General features: G+C 39.6%; 18 protein-coding genes. 12 read left to right on the top strand and 6 right to left on the bottom strand.

Annotated elements, in window-relative coordinates:
* Positions 1 to 9: 9 nt before the first annotated feature.
* Positions 10 to 1,263 carry a peptidase T gene (gene pepT / locus P0Y49_21935; protein WEK19438.1) on the bottom strand — a complete coding sequence of 418 codons (1,254 nt, stop codon included), beginning with the start codon at positions 1,261 to 1,263 and terminating at the stop codon, positions 10 to 12.
* Between the two features lie 67 nt (positions 1,264 to 1,330).
* On the opposite strand from pepT, the gene P0Y49_21930 reads away from it, so the two are divergent.
* On the top strand, positions 1,331 to 2,035 hold the full coding sequence (locus tag P0Y49_21930) for an outer membrane beta-barrel protein (GenBank protein WEK19437.1): 705 nt from the start codon (positions 1,331 to 1,333) through the stop codon (positions 2,033 to 2,035).
* Between the two features lie 7 nt (positions 2,036 to 2,042).
* Complete coding sequence (locus P0Y49_21925; protein WEK19436.1) at positions 2,043 to 2,660, top strand: rhomboid family intramembrane serine protease; 618 nt, start codon at positions 2,043 to 2,045, stop codon at positions 2,658 to 2,660.
* Here the strand turns inward: P0Y49_21925 and P0Y49_21920 are convergent.
* Positions 2,657 to 3,625, bottom strand: a complete 969-nt coding sequence (locus tag P0Y49_21920; GenBank protein ID WEK19435.1) for a hypothetical protein — start codon at positions 3,623 to 3,625, stop codon at positions 2,657 to 2,659. The two genes, P0Y49_21925 and P0Y49_21920, sit on opposite strands and share 4 nt — an antisense overlap.
* Before the next feature lie 88 nt (positions 3,626 to 3,713).
* Between P0Y49_21920 and P0Y49_21915 the strand changes: the two genes are divergently transcribed.
* Positions 3,714 to 4,754, top strand: coding sequence for a dipeptide epimerase (locus P0Y49_21915; GenBank protein WEK19434.1), 1,041 nt, complete (start codon positions 3,714 to 3,716; stop codon positions 4,752 to 4,754).
* Here the strand turns inward: P0Y49_21915 and P0Y49_21910 are convergent.
* Complete coding sequence (locus P0Y49_21910) at positions 4,738 to 4,929, bottom strand: DUF6358 family protein (GenBank protein ID WEK19433.1); 192 nt, start codon at positions 4,927 to 4,929, stop codon at positions 4,738 to 4,740. The genes P0Y49_21915 and P0Y49_21910 overlap by 17 nt on opposite strands.
* Positions 4,930 to 4,931: 2 nt before the next feature.
* Positions 4,932 to 5,249, bottom strand: coding sequence for a rhodanese-like domain-containing protein (locus P0Y49_21905; protein WEK21823.1), 318 nt, complete (start codon positions 5,247 to 5,249; stop codon positions 4,932 to 4,934).
* Positions 5,250 to 5,420: 171 nt separating this feature from the next.
* Between P0Y49_21905 and P0Y49_21900 the strand changes: the two genes are divergently transcribed.
* Positions 5,421 to 6,542 carry a DUF4407 domain-containing protein gene (locus P0Y49_21900; protein ID WEK19432.1) on the top strand — a complete coding sequence of 374 codons (1,122 nt, stop codon included), beginning with the start codon at positions 5,421 to 5,423 and terminating at the stop codon, positions 6,540 to 6,542.
* A 39-nt stretch (positions 6,543 to 6,581) separates the two neighbouring features.
* Positions 6,582 to 7,538, top strand: a complete 957-nt coding sequence (locus tag P0Y49_21895; protein WEK19431.1) for a M20/M25/M40 family metallo-hydrolase — start codon at positions 6,582 to 6,584, stop codon at positions 7,536 to 7,538.
* Here P0Y49_21895 and P0Y49_21890 read toward each other — a convergent pair.
* Positions 7,535 to 8,029 carry a GNAT family N-acetyltransferase gene (locus P0Y49_21890; protein ID WEK19430.1) on the bottom strand — a complete coding sequence of 165 codons (495 nt, stop codon included), beginning with the start codon at positions 8,027 to 8,029 and terminating at the stop codon, positions 7,535 to 7,537. The two genes, P0Y49_21895 and P0Y49_21890, sit on opposite strands and share 4 nt — an antisense overlap.
* Positions 8,026 to 8,589, bottom strand: coding sequence for a thiamine pyrophosphokinase (locus P0Y49_21885; protein WEK19429.1), 564 nt, complete (start codon positions 8,587 to 8,589; stop codon positions 8,026 to 8,028). The genes P0Y49_21890 and P0Y49_21885 overlap by 4 nt, the downstream gene beginning before the upstream one ends.
* Positions 8,590 to 8,709: 120 nt before the next feature.
* On the opposite strand from P0Y49_21885, the gene P0Y49_21880 reads away from it, so the two are divergent.
* From P0Y49_21880 to P0Y49_21850, 7 genes are all read left to right on the top strand, one after another.
* Positions 8,710 to 9,363, top strand: coding sequence for an MgtC/SapB family protein (locus tag P0Y49_21880; GenBank protein WEK19428.1), 654 nt, complete (start codon positions 8,710 to 8,712; stop codon positions 9,361 to 9,363).
* 15 nt (positions 9,364 to 9,378) lie between these two features.
* Positions 9,379 to 10,590 (top strand): DUF2252 family protein, encoded by a 1,212-nt coding sequence (locus tag P0Y49_21875; protein WEK19427.1) that lies wholly within the window; start codon positions 9,379 to 9,381, stop codon positions 10,588 to 10,590.
* A gap of 131 nt (positions 10,591 to 10,721) precedes the next feature.
* A complete protein-coding gene (locus P0Y49_21870) occupies positions 10,722 to 13,499 on the top strand; it encodes a TonB-dependent receptor (protein ID WEK19426.1) in 2,778 nt (925 codons plus the stop codon).
* Between the two features lie 23 nt (positions 13,500 to 13,522).
* A complete protein-coding gene (locus P0Y49_21865; GenBank protein ID WEK19425.1) occupies positions 13,523 to 15,061 on the top strand; it encodes a hypothetical protein in 1,539 nt (512 codons plus the stop codon).
* Between the two features lie 75 nt (positions 15,062 to 15,136).
* The gene (locus P0Y49_21860) at positions 15,137 to 16,129 is read left to right on the top strand and encodes a hypothetical protein (protein ID WEK19424.1); all 993 of its coding nucleotides are present in this window, start codon (positions 15,137 to 15,139) and stop codon (positions 16,127 to 16,129) included.
* A 5-nt stretch (positions 16,130 to 16,134) separates the two neighbouring features.
* Entirely contained in the window at positions 16,135 to 17,310 is a 1,176-nt protein-coding gene (locus tag P0Y49_21855; GenBank protein WEK19423.1) for a metallophosphoesterase, read from the top strand.
* Between the two features lie 204 nt (positions 17,311 to 17,514).
* A complete protein-coding gene (locus P0Y49_21850; GenBank protein WEK19422.1) occupies positions 17,515 to 21,378 on the top strand; it encodes a glycoside hydrolase family 31 protein in 3,864 nt (1,287 codons plus the stop codon).
* Positions 21,379 to 21,560 lie beyond the last annotated feature (182 nt).

The raw sequence follows: 21,560 nt of genomic DNA, 5'->3' as shown, positions 1-21,560 counted from the left end.
TCCTATATTTTACGCTTTCTCTTCCCAGATGGCAGCGATATTCACGATCGTTTCGACCGCTTTTTCCATATCCTGTACAGATGCCCACTCTTGCTTACCGTGGAAAGCATGCTCTCCGGCAAAGATGTTGGGACAAGGCAAGCCCATAAATGACAGACGAGATCCATCGGTACCTCCTCTGATGCTTTGTTGCTTAGGTGTAATTCCTGCACGTTTTATAGCTTCAATACCGATCTCTATAATTTGAGGATGCTTATCCAACACCTGTTTCATATTACGGTATTGTTGGGTGATCTTCAATTCGTAAGAAGCATTAGGAAAATCTTCTATAATATTTTGCACGGTAGCATCCAACAATTCGCCATTGGCGGCCAATTCTTCATCATTAAATGCACGAAGGATAAAACGGGCCTCGGCCTGCTCTACATTTCCACCGATAGTTACCGGGTGAATAAAACCTTCTTTTAATTCTGTTGATTCGGGCGAAAGACAGTCTGCAGGCAACGAACTGATCACGTCTGATAATATCTTAATCGCACTTTCCATTTTACCTTTAGCAAAACCAGGGTGTGCACTTACACCTTTAATGGTCAATACTGCACCATCTGCCGAGAAAGTTTCATCTTCAATAGACCCTAATGTTTCACCATCAATGGTATAACCAAAATCAGCACCTAACTTTTCCAGATCCACTTTATCTACACCACGACCAATTTCCTCATCCGGAGTAAATAAGATTTTGATTGTTCCATGCTTAAATTCAGGATTCTGCATTAAAAACGCTGCCGCTTCCATAATCTCGGCCAATCCCGCTTTATTATCAGCGCCAAGCAAAGTTGTACCACTTGCAGTGATGATATCATTTCCAATCTGGTCTTTCAGATCGTGGTGTTCTTTCATTTTTAAGACTACAGAATTGTCATCCGGCAGCACTAAATCCTGTCCCTGGTAGTTCTCATGAATAATCGGCTTTACATTATAGCCACTACAATCAGGAGAAGTATCCATGTGCGAGCAGAAACAAATTACCGGAACTTTCTTATCTGTATTGGCGGGAATGGTTGCATATACGTAACCGTACTCATCTAAATGTGCATCAGCAACGCCAATTTCAAGCAATTCAGCAACCAGAACCTTACCTAAATTCTTTTGCTTTTCTGTTGAAGGAACAGTTGGGGATTGTGGATCTGATTGTGTATCGATCTGCACGTATTTTATGAACCTGTTTTGAAGGGATTTGTTTTTATTTATATATTTTAGCATACTCTTATAAAACTACAAAGTTATATAAAGATTATAGTTTTGCCTACATACTTAAACCAAGAACCGTTTGAAACCAATTTTAACATCGTTAATGGCACTCTTACTTTGTTTAAATGCCAACGCACAATCCAATTTTTATAAAATGACAATAGGCGCCGGGGCCGGGGCTACACAATCTTTCGCAGATTTAGCCAAGCATGACTATGGTTTTGCCGGCTATGGCGCATTTGATTATCTCTTCACTCCTTTTGTGAGCCTTGGGTTAGAGGGACAAATGGGTGAGATCAATGGTGGAGATGTTAACACCGACCCCAATAACCGCCAGTTTATAAACAGCTATAAAGCCTTTGCAATTAATGGGAAGATCTCTCTTGGCGCATTGATTAACTACCAGCGTAACAGTTTCGCCAATGCTATAAAAGGCCTTTATGTTGGTGCGGGCGCAGGGGTAGTGATGAACAAGATGCGTTTTGTGGTTAGAGAAAAACCGGATGGCTCAGGATATATCTTTCCAGGAAAGGATAGTTCCAACGACCTGTTGATTCCGCTAAACGTGGGTATCGCCTTTAACTTTATGGATAGGTATGGATATTCCAAATATGGCATCAATTTTAATTATCAGACCAATATTACGTTGGGCGAAGGTTTGGATGGATATGATGACTCTCCTTTAAAATTTAAAAGCGGTAACCCCGATATTTATACCTACTTTTCGATCGGCCTGAAGTACCATTTCGGATCTGTAGGACTTTCTACAAAAACACTATATTAATAATAGAATGGAATACTTAAATCATACCCCCGTTGCTTCTATCATCTTCCTGCTAACCCTTGTAACCAGTATTTATGCGTTTAGCAACCATGATTTGTACGGCAAATTTATGCTGCACCCCTATAGTGTTTCGAGAAAATATAAAGTGTATACTTTAATTACCAGCGGACTAATCCATGCTGATTGGATGCATCTGATTTTTAACATGATGACTTTTTACTTCTTTGCTTTTCAATTGGAAGCAATGATAGGATCATGGCAATTTGCAACCATATATATTTGCGGACTGATATTTAGCGATATCCCTTCAGTTATTAAACACAAAAACGACATGTGGTACAATAGTCTGGGAGCTTCGGGTGCCATCAGTGCGGTATTGTTTAGCTTTATTCTATTTCAGCCTTTCTCTTCGATGATCATATTCCCGATACCAATACCTATCTGGGCAATTATTTTTGGGCCATTATACCTGGTTTACTGTGTTTATGCCTCCAATCACTCCAGAGACAACATTAATCACGATGCACACTTTTTTGGCGCACTAACGGGCCTAATTGTTACGGTGCTTATTGTTCCGGGAGCAATCCCACATTTCCTGAATCAGTTACTCGCTAAGATCGGTTAATGTGTTTCCGGCAATGATGCAGGATCGAAATAACTCATTGGCTTAGTAGGATCTTTAATGATTTCGAACAGGGTATGCCCCCATGGTTTCCAAAAATCCTGTAATACCTGTGCATAGGTTTTGTGCTGCCAGTGATCAAACAGAGGCTTATTTAAAGTGCCTCTAAGCGGCATTGCATCCATATATATTGCTCCTTCTACAGGCATAACAGCATATTCGGGCAGACGGTTAAACAAGTATGCAGAATAATAGAACCTTGCACATAGCTCTTCAAACTGAGGTGCAGACAAAGGGGCATTTCCGATTTGATCTAACAACTCCTGATGGTATTTTTTATTGGTACCATTGTCCTGCAAGCAGGCAATGATGCCAAAATCTTTAAGTTTTAAAGAGAAAGTAAGGGTATTGATCTCATCTCTGAAGCTAAAAGGGGTGTCCTTATCTTCGAGCGGAACAACAACAATAGACCAGGGTGTAAAATTTTCGAACACCACCTCCCGGTAAATACGCTGGATCATGGTATTGAGGTTGCCAAACTTGTGCATTAGCCCTTGCGACATGTTTACTCCATCATCACTTAATTGTTGTAAACGAACAGCAGCATTCATTTCTATATAAATAAGGCTGTACATAAACTTACCTATCCATTTAAAAAGATCCACTTCATCCAACTGAGATACGCCAGCATAACCTTTGGCAAAGGCATTAGCAATTTTATCTTCCAGAGGTTGGATAAACTGAGTAAAAACCTCGGTACTACAAGGAACCTTTAAAGTATTATATGACCTTACACTTTCATCAAGCAGCTTAATCTGCTCTTCGCCACTAAAGTTAGCCACTTTCAGTAACCATGCAGGCAATACATTGATTTCTTCAATCGGCGATGTAAAGATATCACCACTTAAAAAGCAGTTTTTATACTTAAAATCGAAGTTTTTAAAGGGTTGGTATATTGTGTTATTCATACTGGGCACAATATTAGGTATATTATTTATACATTCGCCTTCACGCTACTTTTTATAACTTTTAAATTACTAAAAAGCTTTTCTAACCATGAAGATCGCTTACAACGCCTATAACCTGGAATTAAAACACACCTTTTCTATTTCAAAATTTTCCCGTACAAGTACGCCAGTGATGCTGATCAGGCTGAGCTACGAAAACATTGAGGGTTATGGCGAGGCATCTATGGTCCCTTATATGGGTGAGAATGTAGAAACGGCCCTTGCCTTTTTAAAAAAGGTAGACTGGAACCGTTTTGTTCATCCATTTAACTTTGAAGAGGTCCTTAATTATCTGGACAGCATTGAGAAGGGGCATCCGGCCATTAAAGCAGCCATTGATATTGCCTTGAATGACATCAATGGAAAACTACTCAATAAGCCTTGTTATGAGATTTACGGTGCTGACCCATCAAAAATGCCTATAACATCTTATACGATTGGGATTGATACCGCCGAAGTGATTAAGGAAAAAGTAGCTGACGCCAATGGATTTAAAGTTTTAAAGATTAAACTTGGTAGAGACAATGATAAGGAGCTGATCAACACTATAAGAAGTGTAAGCGATCTTCCCTTGTATGTAGATGCCAATCAGGGCTGGACAAACAGGAAACACGCGATAGAAATGATCTACTGGTTACATGATCAAGGGGTTCAACTGATAGAGCAACCCATGGATAAAGCCGATCTTGAGGGCAATGCATGGCTTACCGAACGTAGTCCCATCCCAATCTTAGCGGATGAAGCAGTACAACGATTGTCTGATTTGGAAGGCTTAAGGGGGGCTTATCATGGTATCAACATCAAGTTGATGAAGAGTGGGGGCATCTACGAAGGTCATCAGATGATCCTTAAAGCCAAATCTATGGGTATGAAAGTGCTGATTGGCTGCATGAGCGAAACTTCTTGTGCTACGCAGGCAGGCATGGCCTTAGCACCGCTGTGCGACTGGGCAGACCTGGATGGTCCATGGCTAACTAAAAACAATCCTTTTACCGCGCCTAAAATGATTGAGGGGAAATACCAGCTAAATCAGCTGCCAGGGCTAGGGCTGGAAGGGATAAACCCTTCTTTATTTACTTCCGGTTTTTAAAACTACTACGCATTTCCTTTACCAGCTGTAGCTTTAAGTAAAGAAAAAACGCTCCTGTAATTACAAATAAGCCAATTACTAAATATTTAGTGTTGTTATAACCCCAAACGATCCCAAAAATGGAAAGTATAATACCCAGGTTATAAAAAACGTTTAATGCGATCTTCTTTCCCATGTTTAGTAAACAGGCATATTAGGATCAAACGCTTCTTGCCATGCAAGGATACCGCCTTTTAAATTATAAAGGTTGGTTAAACCCAATTGATGCTCCAATTGCATTACTGCTGCTGCACTTCTTTTGCCGCTTCTGCAATGGATAATTACCGGTTTATCTTGTGCTATTTGATCTGCTTCGATTAAAATACCACCCAAAGGAATGTTCAGGCCATTAAGGTTTGAGGTTTCATATTCAAATGTTTCCCTTACATCAATCAATTGAAAATCTTCTTTATTGTCGATCTTTTCCTTAAGCTCTTGAACGGTTATTTCTTTTATCATGTTATTCAATTTTTTCAAAGATAATTAAATCGGTGGTCATCCTGAAATAAATGGCTGCGCTATATCGAATATGAAAATCCACTAACAATACGTCACTAATTTCTGTAACAACTTAATAACCCGGGCGTTTAATAGTGAAGTCTTTGTTAACTTTGTTTTTTTTACATCATGAATTCGATATCCCGCTTCTTTTGGTTCTGCTCCGGTGCACATATTTCCACCCTGGAAAAGCACCCTACAGAACACAACAAATATATAGGCATTGGTGCCACTATATTCTTTACCGGACTGTTTGCCGCCCTATCGGGTGGGTACGCCATGTACTTTGTTTTTAAAGGAGATACCGCAGCTGTCTTTTTTGCCGTGTTTTTTGGCTTAATATGGGGCTTAGCCATTTTTAACATGGATAGATATATTGTATCCAGCATCAATAAAAGCGCTAGTTCAAATAAACAGATCCTACAAGCTACCCCACGTATTTTACTCGCCATTATGATCGGGATTGTGATTTCGCGCCCACTGGAACTTAAAATTTTCGACAAAGAAATTAAAGAACGCTTAAAAGTAAGCTACCTGAACAACCAACGCTCGCAGATTGACACGCTGAATGCCGCATTTGAAAACAAATACGCTATAGAGCTAGGCAAACTCAATGATGCTAAAGCACACAGAGACTCGACTGCTAATGGCATAAAAACCGACAGGCAGAAACTTAACTTTGAAATATTTGGCAATAAAACGACCGAAACATCGGGTGTGATGGGCTATGGCCCTTATGCCAAAAGAAAAGAAGCAGAATTAAAAGAGCGGGAAAAAGAGCTGGACACTTTAACGGCTGACGTACGTGCGCTGGAAAAGTTTGTGGATAGTCGCAAGCAATTTGACGGCTTGATGACCGAGAAATTATATACGGGGAAACAGCTGGACAGCCTAACCAGTATTGCAGGATTTGCTGACCGAAACTGGGCATTGGGCCAACTTAGCTTTAACCGCGATGGAACGAGAGACCTAAGTACTTATCTCGCCGTAACGTTTATTGGGCTACTGTTTATTTTCTTTGAATGTTTACCGGTTTTCGTAAAACTGATGAGCAGCAAAGGCCCGTATGACAGATCTGTAGAGAATTTAGAGCTTACACAGGTTTACCAATCCGACAAGGATAGGGAATTTGAAACCGAGGTTATCGATGAAGTACAAGACACGCGAGTCTCAACAGAAACTGAAAAACGTAAAGAAATTATAAAAGGGCAAGCCTACCATGACCTTAAAAATCATAATTGGGAGAGCTAGTTGCCCGATTAAAACAACATAACAAAACTGAATTAAACAATGAAGAAAACCTTTTATACCTTATTAGTACTACTATTTACCCAGTTAGCCTGGGCACAAAACATCAACAAAATCATCAGCAAGGAATACGTAGACAGACTAATAAAAACGCTTAGCAGTGACGAAATGGAGGGCAGAGCAACTTTTAGCCCCGGTATCGATAAAGCTGCCAGGTTTATTGAGTCGGAGTTTAAAAGTATTGGACTCTTGCCAATGGAAGGTGAAAGTGGTTTCAGGCAGACCTTCGAAATAGATGGTAAGCCTCTATTTAACGTTGTGGGAATAATTCCGGGCAAGTCTAAAGTCAAAGAACTGGTTGTGTTTTCGGGCCATTATGATCACCTTGGCATTATAAAACCAAAGGGGGATGAGCAAGACAGTATAGCTAACGGTGCAGACGATGATGCTTCGGGCATTACAGCAATGATTGCGCTGGCAAAGTATTATAAAAAGCTAAACAATAATGAGCGGACTTTAATTTTTGTAGCCTTTACAGGGGAAGAACTAGGTGGCTTTGGCTCTAAATATTTCTCAAAAAAATTAAACCCAGACGATGTCGTTGCCATGTTTAATATAGAAATGATTGGAAAGGAAAGCAAGTTTGGTAAAAATACTGCTTTTATTACCGGCTATGATAAGTCTGATTTTGGTCCAATCCTTCAGAAAAATCTAGTTGGAACACCTTTTACTTTCCATCCCGATCCTTACACAAGACAAAATCTGTTTTATAGGAGTGATAATGCAACATTGGCTGCACTGGGTGTTCCGGCGCATACGATCAGTACCGATCAGATAGACACAGACAAGTTATATCATACGGTTAAAGATGAATACAGCACACTAGACACGGATAATATCCTGGCAACTATAAAAGCTATTGCCCTTAGCGCCATAAGCATTGTAAAGGGCACAGACACACCAACCAGAATCCCAAGATTAGTAGAACAGCACGATTAAATGGCCATTTCCATTACATAATCATTCATAAAGAAACCGTTGCCAATATCAAGGTCCATTGTTTCTTTTACAGTAAAGCCTGCCCGAATATAAAATTGGGTGGCTTTATTGTCTCTGTTTACGTTTAGCTCCAGCGATTTCCCTCCAGCCTTTCTTACCATATTTACGACTTCATTAATAAGTAGCTTACCAATGCCTTTACCATGAGCGTCGGGCAACACATATAATTTGTGCAGTTTATAGATATGATTAGCGGAGTCGTGAATAGAAAAACAGGCAAAGCCAAGGTCTTTGTCATTCTCTTCTGCAATTAAAAAGGTATAGCCTTTTTGTAATTGCGAGAGCAGCTCTCCCCTGTTATACATCTTTTCGAGCATGTATTTAATCTGCTCGGTTGAAATAATATGGCCATAAGCAGCAGGCCAGGTTTTGTCTGCAAGCTGCTGGATACTTTCAATATCCTCTTCTTTCCCATTTCTTAAAAGAATCATAACACTTCGCTTATAAATAAGTATTCTGTTGTAAAATTAAACGCTACAAAGCCATCATTTATGACGACAAAGTCACCATTTTCTTCTTGTTTAAGGTTACTGGTTTCAAAATAAGACATCACTTCGATTTTAAAGATGCTTCCTTTTGGCTTCCACACTTTAAATCCGGATTTTATGGCATACGACTTTTCCGTTTCTGTAAATACCACAATATTGATTTCGGAAATATAACTCCCCAGTTCCCTTAAATTACTTTTTGTATCAATCATATTCACCGCCTGATATTGCTCAGCAATCAGAAAGTCTAAAACAGCATCCAACTCCTCTGTTTTAACTTCAATCACTCTTGTGTTTTCCTGAAAAGCATGAGTGCCCGAAGCATTTACTACCGCATCAACCTTTAGGCCCATACTGATCGCCTTTTCGTAAACCGCATCGTTAACGATCAAAGTAGGGCTCCATTCTAACAATTGCCCCAGATACTCTTCATTAAAAGCACCTAATTGATGAATGTAAAGTGCCGGCTCTTGTTTCTCTCTGATGATATGATGTGATGACATATAGCAAATATATAAAAACAAAACAGACCTATTGCGCCTCTGTTTACAAGCAAGGACAATTAGACCAGCAGCGCACTGAATAACAAACAATTACAAGCCAAAAACGTTATACATTCTACGATGCATCAGACTATATTATCTGCTCAACTTTATCATGATGAAATATTAAAAATATTTCTGTCGGTTGTGTGTGGAAGTATATTGGGTTTTGAAAGAGAAGTCAGGGGCAAATCTGCAGGATTCCGAACCTTGGCATTGATTTGCTTTGGCTCAACCATATTTACCATTTGTTCTTATCTTTTAGGTGTGGAAGATAACCGCGACCGGATTGCAGCCAATATCATTACCGGCATAGGTTTTTTAGGCGCCGGTGTAATATTCAGAAACAACATTAGTGTTTCTGGAATTACAACTGCTGCTTCGATTTGGATTGCTGCTGCCATAGGTATGCTGATTGGCATTGGAGAATATGCCCTTGCCGGCATTTCTGTTGTACTTGCCTTATTTATCCTATATGCAATGGACTACATACAATTCTGGATAGACGATCGCTTTCAGCATCGCGATTACCGTATTGTTTTTAAGGATAAAAATGATTGTGCTGCAGTTCAAGAGCAGCTTAAAGTTTTAAATCTCCGTTACAATAGCCTAAGGCTATCCCGTACCAGCCAACACATCATCATGGAAGTTCGGGTAAGTGGGAAAAAAGATAAACTAGAAGGATTTAATAGTTGGTTACTAGATCAACGAAAGATCGATTCTTTTGACTGGTAATTTATACAAAGTATTATGGATACAATTATTGAAAGAATTGCAAAATTCAATGCGCCCTTACTTCCTGACATGGTTCAGTTAAAGTATAAAGCGATGAAAGAAAATGCCTTCCGCTTTTTGAGAGGGACTTGTCATATTTTTTACGAAGATCTCTCCCATGCCAAAGGCTTCCCTTCATCTCCATTAGCCTGGATATGCGGTGATTTACACCTTGAAAATTTTGGCAGTTTTAAAGGGAATAACCGTATGGTTTATTTTGATCTGAATGATTTTGATGAATCCATGCTAGCCCCATTAAATTGGGAATTGGCAAGGGTCCTGACCAGTATTTATGTGGCCTTCGATACCTTGAAATTAAAAAAACCAGTTGCGGATGAAATGGTTACTTTGTTTTTAAATAAATATACAGAGATCCTGAGAGGTGGAAAAGCCCATTATATCGACCCCAGAACAGCAAAGGGAGTTGTCCGCTATTTCCTAAACAATGTTAAAAAAAGAAAGGAAAGGGACCTGATCAAAAAGATAACTGATCCGGATCGTAAAAAGTTGACTATAAAAATCGACAACACGCTTCATTTTAAATTAGACCCTAAACTAAAAGAAGCACTCATAACACACGTATCTACCTGGTTAAAAAACACAAAGGATTGGCCAAATAACTATGCTGTTAAAGACGCTGCATTTCGCGTTGCTGGCACAGGAAGTATTGGATTAAAGCGGTATATGTTCCTATTACAAGGGATCAAAGCTAAGGACAAGTATCTGTTGATCGAACTTAAACAGGGAACTACATCATCCCTTGCACCATATAACAAAACTCCTCAACCCATCTGGGATTCTGAAGCCAGTCGAATGATCACCAGCAAGTATCGGATGCAAAATGTATCAACAGCCTTGTTAAGTACAACCCTTTTTAAAAAGGATGCTTACATATTACAGGAAATGCAACCTTATGCCGATAAGATACATTTTGAACTTCTTGCAAATCATCTTAAAGATTTGAAAATGGTATTAACAGATATGGCCATCTTAACCGCTTCCGCGCAATTACGCAGCAGTGGTATCAAAGGATCTGCAATTAATGATGAGCTCACAGCTTTTGCTGCCCACAATGAATGGCATAAACCTTTAATCACCTACGCAAAAAATTATGCCAATAAGGTGAAGGCTGATTATAATGAATATCTATCCGGCTATAAAGAGCTAGCCACAAAACCAACATCGTAAACAATTAATAATCAAACCTTAACATTAAACCATGAGTTGTTAATTTTAGATTATCATTTAATTAAGCTTACTAAAACCTATACTTTAAGAAGTATTTAATCTTCTCTTTTGCATTACATTCTCAAATACACATGCAACGGAGTATCTATATTATTTGCTTTCTTTTAGTCCTTGGTTTTGAAGCAACTGCGCAATATGGCGGTTACACCATTCGAGGGTTTGTTACCGATCTGCAAACCAAAACCCCACTAACAGGGGCCAGTATTTTTAACAAAAAACTATCCAGAGGAAGCAATGTTGCGCTTGATGGATCATACAGCTTAAAAAATATCCCTGCGGGTACTTATACCTTACATTGTAGCTTTATAGGCTATACTGCTAAGGATACCACCATTACTGTAAATGGGAATCTGCATATTGACTTTCGTTTAAATGAATCTTACGCTGCATTAAATGTGATTCAGATTTCGGGCAAACGCAATGCTGAATCTGAAGCATCAGCTAAAAAATCCGAGCAGCTATCAACAAACGTTGTTAACATCATATCTGCACAAGCAATTCAGTTGTCTCCTGATATTACAGTAGCAAACGTCTTGCAACGCGTTTCGGGAGTATCTGTTGAAAGAAGTGGAAGTGGCGATGGCCGTTATGCCATTATCCGTGGTATGGATCAACGTTACAACTACACCCTCATTAATGGAATTAAAATCCCAAGCCCCGACAATAGGTATCGCTATGTACCACTTGATATTTTCCCGGCAGACCTGGTTGAGCGCATTGAAGTACACAAAACCTTAACCCCCGATATGGAAGGCGACGCTATAGGTGGTACGGTTAACATGGTCATGAAAAATGCTCCGGATAGGCTTTACATTAATGGCAGTATGTCCACAGGAACCAGTCAAACTTTGTTAGACCGGGGATACTATTCCTTTCCGGTTAGCGCCATAAACAGACAATCTCCTTACGAAGCAAATGGCCCCTCATATCTGGCAAAGGCCACAGACTTTACCCGCGAGAATCTTAAATATACCAAGAAAGATCAAACCCCAAATTTGCTGGGGTCATTGTCTATTGGAAATCGCTTCTTTGACAATCGTCTGGGGGTAATCGTCAGTGGTTCTTATCAAAACACTTATCGCGGGTATTCCACCATTTTTAATCCTGCAGAGTTTAGGGAAGGCGGATCCCTTGATATAAAACATGCCAACAGTCGCGAGTACTCTATTCAACAAACCCGCACCGGGCTTAATGCAAAATTGGATTACCGCATTAACAACGGCAATAAGATTAGCTTATACAATTTTTATGCTATTCTTGATGAAGCCCAAACCAGAACAACCATCGATACGCTTCTCCCTGCGCCAAGGACAAGGCCAGGTACGGGGCAGGTTTGGTATTATGCCCGCTCAAGGTTTCAAAGGCAAACCATTTACAACAGCACCCTTCAGGGGGAGCACCAGATTATTCCTGAAAAACTGAAATTTACATGGTCTGGTGTATATTCGAAAGCAACCAACCAAATTCCGGATTGGGCAGAATATGAATACGATGGCGGGTTTTACACAGACCCGTCTACTCCAAATGCTCCGCCATACCAACATCCAAATATCACGCAAAATTTTAACCGAACCTGGTGGAGAAATAGCGACCGTGATTTTTCCGGATACGCCAATTTAACCTTTAAAAACAAAATTGCATCAATCCCCTATACTATAACCGCAGGTGGGATGTACAGGGATAAACACCGTGATAATTTTTATCAGAACTATGAACTGAGACCGGTTCCAAATCAAGATGGTAGTCACCAGGAATGGTCTGGCATTGATAATTTTAATTGGGAGGTATTTAACCCGGCCGGAACTCCTGCTCATGCAAACAACTACAGAGCAAACGAGAAGATCAGCGCAGGATATGCAATGATTAAGTTCCAGTTAAAAAAATTGGAGACCACTATTGGACTCCGTTTAGAAAACACTGATCAGAATTTCGATACTGATGTACCAATCACACAAGCCGCTAAAACAGGAAGTATAACCTACCTTGATGAGTTGCCAAGTGTCCATTTCAAGTACATGCTGAATACAAAAACTAATCTTAGGCTATCTTACTTTGCTTCCATCAGTCGGCCCGGATTCTTTGAGATTGTACCCTACGAGTTCAAAGGAGAAAACTGGACTGAAAAGGGAAATCCTGAACTGTTACATACTACGGCTAATAATATAGATTTTCGTTACGAATTTTTCCCAAAGTCTAACGAGCAGGTTCTAATCGGTGCCTTTTACAAGCAAATCCACAATCCAATTGAGTATGGCTTTAGGTTTACCGGTGTTCAAAATCAAACCGTTTATCAGCCTAATAATTTTGGAGATGCCACCAATTATGGTTTAGAATTGGTATACGAAAAATATATCCGCAGCTTTGGTATCAGGCTAAATTACACTTATACCCACTCATCAATTACCACAACAAAGTTCAGCTCAGTTGTTGAAAATGGTACGCTAAAACCACTCTACATTGACGAAGAAAGACCACTACAAGGTCAATCAGCTCACATTGCAAATGCTGCACTTTTATATAAAAATGTAAACCTGGGCCTTGATATTCAGTTAACCTGGCAATATACAGGTAAACGCATCGTCCTGGTTGCACCTTACTATGGATTTGATTATTGGCAGAAAGGAACCAATCTATTTGATTTTTCTGCAGAAAAGAAAATTGGTAAATGCTTCTCAGTCTTTACAAAGGTTCAGAATCTGCTCAATTCCAAATATGAAGTTTATATAAACAAGCCTCCTGTTAATAGTATTCCTGCACCTTATCAGGATGCTTCAACTGGGAAAACATTAGCTGAACGCAGCATTTATGGTCAGAACTATCAATTGGGGTTACGTTACATATTTAAATAAATTAAAACTAAATATTTCGCATCATGAAAAAATTTACTTTACTGAGTTGTTTACTACTGGTAGTAACAGCAGCATTTTATTCTTGTAAAAAGGGAAGCACAGAAAAAATAGAAATTTCTAAACCTCTCTTTGTCGTTGGTCAATCAATTAGCGATACCATACTACCTAAAAAAGATGGTAGTGGCAATGCAATTCCATTAAAAGGAACCATGTTGGCTGGTAAAACCTACCATATTATGTCTGACGTGACCATTAATGCTGGTGATACCTTATACCTGCAACCGGGAGCGAAGGTATTAATTCATGGAGATGGCAAATCACCTGAAACCAGTCCGGCATTTTTCGTTAATGGCTCACTGGTAAGTAATGGTACTAAAGATGCTCCAAATTGGTTTACGGTATTCGCAACCTCGGCTACGCCTAAAACAAATGCAAGTCTGACTGATGATCCTGCAAACGACCCTGCTTACAAAGGTTACTGGGGTGGATTTCAGTGTGGTCCATCGGCTAAACTTTTATTACTTCGTTGGACACATGTTGAATATACCGGAGGCCCGTGGGGAACAAATGCCGCTGACTATGGCGCGGCTCCTGGTGATGCTCGTTTTACAATTTACATGAATAGCGTAAACAATCAATTAGGTAGTTTAATTATTGAAGACTCCTGGTTTATGGGCAGTAAGGACGATGGTATAAGACCTCAAAATGTTTACATGAGTCTTATGCGCAACACCTTCAGTAAAATGGGAGGAACCGGTGGTGAAGCAACAAATATTAAAGATGGAGTATATGGCGATATGGCTTACAATCTTACTTACGGAATTGCAACCAACGGTTTAAAAACTTCAGGTGCATCGGGTAAAGTTTGTTTGGTTAATATTTACAACAATACGGTAATCAATTGCGGTTTCAGACAAACCAAAGCGACCAGAAATGGATCGATCAATACAGAGACCAATGCCGGTGGGTTCATCTATAACAACATTGTAGCAAACAGCAAATCAGGATTACGCATATCTTTTTTGTCTGAAAAAGGCAAGCCTAGTGATACCTTGAATACTTCTTATGGCAATAACCTTACTTACATTGGTAGAGGTTTGCCAATGGGTGGCGCAGAGCAGTTCATGATTTTTATTGAACCAAACCAATTTACACTTAAAAAATCTACTGACCTTAATGGTTATGTGAATGGTGCTATTGCGGCTAATGGCACTAATCCGGGCGTGAACACAGCGACTGATTCACTAAAGTATGACCCAATGTTTGCGAATTATGACCTTGCGGCAAACAGCAAAGGCAGAAACTATCGTAATGCAGTTATCCCTGCAGGTGCTGATTTTCATTTAAGAGCAGGTTCTCCGGCTATTGGAGCAGGTGTTTATCCTGGTGGTACAGGCAAAAATGCCTTCCCTTCAAAAGCAACAGCTCCATTATTAATTCAATATGGTTTCCCACAAAAGAAATTGTCTACAGATCCGGTTTTTGGTGCAACAATTACCCCTCCAAACAAGGACTTGGGTGCATTCCCAACTGATGGAACCGGTAATCAGCACAAATACTAATCCCTATATGATTTAATTCAAAGGCACATGGTATATCATGTGCCTTTATCATTTTACCCCACAATAACTATCGGCATGAAAGCAAGTCCCTTTCTATTATCTGTATTGGTTATCTGCAGCTTACAAATTGGCTGTAAAAAAGATGGTGACAAAACCGAAACTCCCTCCACTATAGACACCGTTACCCCCCCGGTAGTGCCGGATAATGTGCCTGTTGCAAGTTACAACCTGGCCCTGTTAACGAATACAAATTATTTTTCTAATCAGCCTACTGTAACCAACTTAGTAAATCAATATAGTCAGGAAATTTCCGGTATTGCTGCAAGTCTCAACTACAAGGGCCGGTTGTATTTACACGAAGACAGTGGCAACAGTAATGAGGTTTATATTACAGATGTTAATGGAAATGACTTAGGGAAGCTTATTCTGGATGGCATCAAGAACCGCGACTGGGAAGATATAGCTATTGGTCCGGGTCCTATTCCGGGTAAGAGCTATATTTATGTTGCAGAAATAGGTGACAATAAATCAAGTAGCACCTCCATATTTATTTACCGTTTTCCAGAACCTGATTTACAAAACCCGACAACCGCCACAGCTGTCCATATTTCCGGCATTGATAAAATTGAATTGCGCTATCCCAATGGCCCTGTAAATGCCGAAACCTTGATGATAGACCCTGGTACTAAAGATTTATATATTGCTACCAAACAATCTGCCACAAGCACGGTATATGTAGCGCGCTATCCTCAAAATCTAAGTGGTGTAACAAAGCTCGATCCTATTGCAAAGCTGCCCTTCGATTTACTTACTGCAGGGACCATCTCAGGAGACGGAACCGAAATGTTACTTAGAAATACAGGCCAGATATGGTATTGGAAACGAAATCCAGGAGAGACTGTACAACAAATGTTATTGCGCGCACCCCAGGATGCGCCGTACTATAGAAATGAGCACCAGGGAGAAGCTATTGATTTTGCATCTGATGCTTCCGGCTATTTTACCATTTCGGAAATAAAAAGCTATCCCGGTGCCAAAAATGCGATTACCTTTTACAAGAGAAACTGATTGATATGTCATTACAAAAAACACTTTTACTATTACCCTTCCTTTTAGGTTTAAACATTTGCTACTCTTATGCTCAAAAAGCTGAAGACAATGCTATTGTTCAGATTGTTTACACTTCTGATGCCCATTACGGCATCAAACGCTCAAATTTTAGGGGCGATCATGACGTAAGTGGTAATTTGGTAAATGCTGCCATGATCAGCAAAATCAATACCTTATCAAAACTCTACTTCCCCGCAGATTCGGGCGTGAAAAATAGTCAACCAATAGCTTATATAGATTATCTTATAGAATCGGGCGACATCACCAACAGGATGGAAATACCGGTTCAATCTTCTGCATTATCCTGGTCGCAATTTAAAACGGATTATATGCAGGGCCTTAAATTAAAGAATCAACACAACATGCCAACGCAGCTATTGCTGCTACCAGGCAATCATGATATCTCTAATGCAATTGGCCACGGCAAGCTAATGAAACCATTAACAGACCCCACTGCAATGGTGGGCATCTATAATCTAATGCTTAAGCCTGATCTACCTAAAACCAATGCATCTTACAATTATGCAACTGATAAGGTCCATTACTCTTTTGACGTAAAAGGTATCCATCTGATGTTTGTAAACCTCTGGCCTGATTCTGCCGAACGTATCTGGATGCAAAAAGACCTTCAAAACATTTCTGCTACTACACCTGTAATTATTTTTACCCACGATCAGCCAACCTGCGAAGCAAAACACTTTACAAATCCACATTCTCCTCAGCACGTAAAACCGGGAAGTAAATTTGAAAACCTAACTGCCGAACATTATAAAGGAGACGTTTCTGATAAAGCCAAAGATGGCTCTACTGATATTGAACAGCTCGGTTGGGTTACATTTTTAAAACAACATCCCAACATTAAAGCCTATTTTCATGGCAATAGTAACTGGAATGAATATTACGTTTACAAAGGACCTGAAAATAATGTTAACCTGGATGTTTTTAGGGTAGATTCGCCAATGAAAGGCCGGGACTCTGCTAGTAATGAAACCTTGTTGTCCTTCCAACTTATTGCTATAGACACTCAAAACCAATTATTAACGGTTCGTGAATGCTTATGGAACACTGAGCCATTAAACCCTTCAAAGCATATCGTGTTTGGAAAATCCAAGACCATATCATTAATGGTGACAGAATAGGTTTTAAATGTCATTATTAGCTCATTTCAAACGTTTGCGCGGTGTTTGTCTAATCGCAACCACCGCTTACGTTGCTGCATTTCATAACTTTACATTACTACGTTAGTTATAGGAACCAAAATCTGTTTATATAGATCCCTCAGTAATTAACGGAAACCAATGCTGCACCAGAGCTAAAAGTGCATAAAAACTTATTAAACCACCATGAAGAAAATATTCTGCAGATCCCACCTTCAACGCAGCGCTTTGCTTGCGCTAGCTTTTCCCTTACTGATTTCTGATACTCCGGCCCTGGCTGTACAAAAAACCACAGCCACACAACAGCTAACACAGCAAAATCAGAAAGTCATTAGTGCAAAGAAGGTTGGCTCAACGGTGATTGAGCTATTACTTTCCAACAATCAACGACTGACTTTGGATTTTTATAATGACCAAATATTCAGGCTTTTTCAGGATAATTCGGGTGGAGTAATGAGAGATCCGGAAGCAAAACCTGAAGCTAAAATTTTGGTGGAAAATCCAAGGAAACCGGTTACAAAATTAAACCTGACAGACGGGCATAATCTGGTTACCATATCCACCGACAAGATTATTATTGAGATAGACAAGAATACCTCTTTATTAAAAATAATCAATCCGATTACTCGTGCTGTTATTCTTGAAGAAGCAACGCCAATAAGCTTTGGGAAAGCAGTCACACTAACTTTAAAGGAAAATCCTCAGGAATATTTCTATGGTGGGGGTGTGCAAAATGGCCGTTTTTCTCATAAAGGAAAAGCGATTGCTATAGAAAATCAAAACAGCTGGACAGATGGAGGAGTGGCCTCTCCAACGCCTTTCTATTGGTCGTCTAATGGTTATGGCATGATGTGGAATACCTTCAAAAAAGGCAAATACGACTTTGGGGCTAAAGAAAAGGGATTGGTAAAATTGTCGCACGAAACCGATTATCTGGACGTCTTTTTTATGACGGGTGATGGAGCTGTGGCGCTTTTGAATGATTTTTATCAACTCACAGGAAATCCCGTGCTTTTGCCTAAGTTTGGTTTCTATCAAGGGCATTTAAATGCTTATAACCGGGATTTTTGGAAGGAAGATGAAAAAGGGGTTCTGTTTGAAGATGGCAAGCGCTATAAAGAGAGCCAAAAGGATAATGGTGGCATTAAAGAATCTCTGAACGGAGAAAAGAACAATTATCAGTTTTCTGCCCGCGCTGTTATTGATCGATATAAAAAGAACGATATGCCTTTCGGCTGGCTACTTCCAAACGATGGCTATGGTGCCGGTTATGGACAAACGGAAACACTGGATGGAAATATTCAGAATCTAAAAAGCTTAGGAGATTATGCTCGTAAAAATGGTGTTCAAATTGGATTGTGGACACAATCTGACCTTCACCCCAAACCTGAAGTTAGTGCTTTACTGCAACGGGATATCCTAAAAGAGGTAAAGGATGCTGGTGTCCGCGTATTGAAAACAGATGTAGCCTGGGTAGGGGCTGGATATTCATTTGGGCTTAATGGGGTGAGCGATGTGGCTAAAATCATGTCTGACTATGGAAATAACAGCAGACCTTTTATCATATCATTAGATGGCTGGGCTGGTACGCAACGATATGCAGGTATCTGGTCGGGCGACCAAACCGGAGGTGTATGGGAGTACATTCGTTTTCACATCCCAACTTATTTGGGTTCCGGATTATCGGGACAGCCTAATATTACTTCGGATGTGGATGGTATTTTTGGTGGTAAAAACACGGTAGTCAACACCAGGGATTTCCAATGGAAAACCTTCACTCCTATGCAATTGAATATGGATGGATGGGGTGCTAACGAGAAATATCCACAAGCATTGGGCGAGCCGATTACATCTATTAACAGGACCTATTTAAAGCTCAAATCGGAATTGATGCCTTATACCTACAGCATTGCTAAGGAGGCCGTCACCGGTCTACCAATGATCAGAGCAATGTTCCTTGAATATCCAAATGCATATACTAAAGGAACTGCAACTCAATATCAATTCCTGTATGGACCAAACTTCTTAGTTGCCCCAATCTATCAGGCAACAAAATTGGATGAAAAAGGCAATGACATCCGCAATGGGATCTATTTACCGGAAGGAGTTTGGATCGATTATTTCACTGGAGAAAAATATGCTGGGAACAGCATTTTAAACAATTTTGATGCTCCATTATGGAAGCTTCCTGTATTTGTAAAGAGCGGAGCAATCATTCCTATGACAAATCCGAACAACAATATATCGGAGATCAATAAAGGAATTCGCATTTATGAAATTTATCCATCTGAAAAAAGTTCGTTTACAGAATATGATGATGATGGTACAACAGAACGATACAAATCAGGAAAAGGTACATCAAGCTTAATTGAAGCCGAAGTTGATAAGAAGAACCGTGCACTTGTTACCATTCACCCTTCAGAAGGTGATTTCGATGATTTTGTGAAGGAAAAAGCGACTGAGTTTAAAATAAATGTGACGGAACGACCGAAGAAAATAACTGCTACAATCGGGAAAACCAATGTAAAATTGACTGAGGTCAATTCAATGGATGACTTTTTAAAGAAAGAGAATGTATATTTCTACGATGCTACTCCTAGCTTAAATCGGTTTGCAACTAAGGGGAGCGAATTTGAAAAGGTTGCCATCATTAAAAACCCTCAACTTCTGGTAAAACTTGGCACTACCGACATTACAACTAACGCTATTAACCTCGTTGTTGAGGGATTCAAATATGACCCGGCAAATAGACAACTTGTCTCATCAGGAAGGTTAACCTCCCCAGTTAATGCCCGTATTACAGCTAACAATACAGAGGCCTATAGGCTGAAGCCAACCTGGGAAAAAGTTAATCATGCAGATTTCTATGAAATAGATTTCAATGGTATGCATTATACCACCATCAAAGATACTGCCCTGTTATTTGACGGGTTGACTGCAGAAACTGCTTATTCGTTTAAACTGCGTGCAGTAAATAAGGATGGCCGTTCTGATTGGGCAGAAATTAAGGCGACGACTAAATCGAATCCGCTGCAATTTGCAATTCAGGGAATTGTTGCCACGACAACAGCCGAAAATCAGGGTGGATCTGGCATCGGGAAGTTGTTTGATTTTGATGAAGGAAACCTTTGGCATACCAAATGGGGTGCAAAAGCGGTTCCTTTTGATATGGTTCTTGATCTAAAGGCAATTCATCAGCTGGATAAATTTCATTACCTGCCACGTACAGGAAAAGGAAATGGAATATTACTGAGCGGCAAAGTATTCTATAGTAACAATAAGGAAAACTGGACTGAAGCGGGCTCTTTTGAGTGGGCAAACAGTGATGATGTTAAAATATTTAATTTCACTAGCCATCCATCTGCCCGTTACCTTAAAATTGCTGTTTCTGATGGTGTGGGTGGTTTTGGCTCAGGTCGTGAATTGTATGTATTTAAAGTTCCGGGAACAGAAAGCTATCTTCCAGGAGATATCAACAATGACCATTTGATTGACAAAAATGATTTGACTTCGTACACCAACTACACCGGCTTGAGAAAAGGTGATGCTGACTTCGAAGGGTATATCAGCAATGGTGATATCAATAAAAATAACCTGATCGATGCTTATGACATTTCAGTGGTAGCGACACAGCTTGAAGGTGGGATCGATGATCGTAAAATAGATAGATTAGCTGGGAAGCTCGATATAAGTACCGTAAAACAGAATTATAACAAAGATGAAATCATCGAGGTTAAAGTGAAAGGCACAAACTTTAAATCTGTAAATGCTTTAAGCTTTGCATTGCCATACAATTCACAGGATTACGAGTTTATAGGCGTACAGGCATTGAACATGAAGCAGATGGACAACCTGACCTATGATAGGCTACATACGAATGGAAATAAAGCCTTGTATCCAACTTTTGTCAACATAGGGAACAAAGAAGCTTTAGCGGGAACTATAGATCTATTTATCTTGAAATTTAAAGCGAAACGTAAAGTGAAATTTGATCTTAAAGCCATTGATGGATTGTTGGTTGACAAGAATTTAGATGTAGTGAAATTATAAAAAGAGACCAATGTCAACCTGAAAATGTTAAAGCAAAAGGTGATTGAGATCTTGAAGAAAGAATAATCCATCGAAGTAAAATTAGACACACCCCCAATAACTTCATGGCTTTAAATCATAATTTTATCAAAATTTCTATTATTATTATTACCTTTCCTTAAGATTATTTTTTTTAATAAAAC

This window comes from Candidatus Pedobacter colombiensis (assembly GCA_029202485.1).
GTDB classification, from domain to species: Bacteria; Bacteroidota; Bacteroidia; order Sphingobacteriales; family Sphingobacteriaceae; genus Pedobacter; species Pedobacter colombiensis.
The sequence above is the reverse complement of the archived record's forward strand: the minus strand, read 5'-3'. Positions and strand labels throughout refer to the sequence as shown.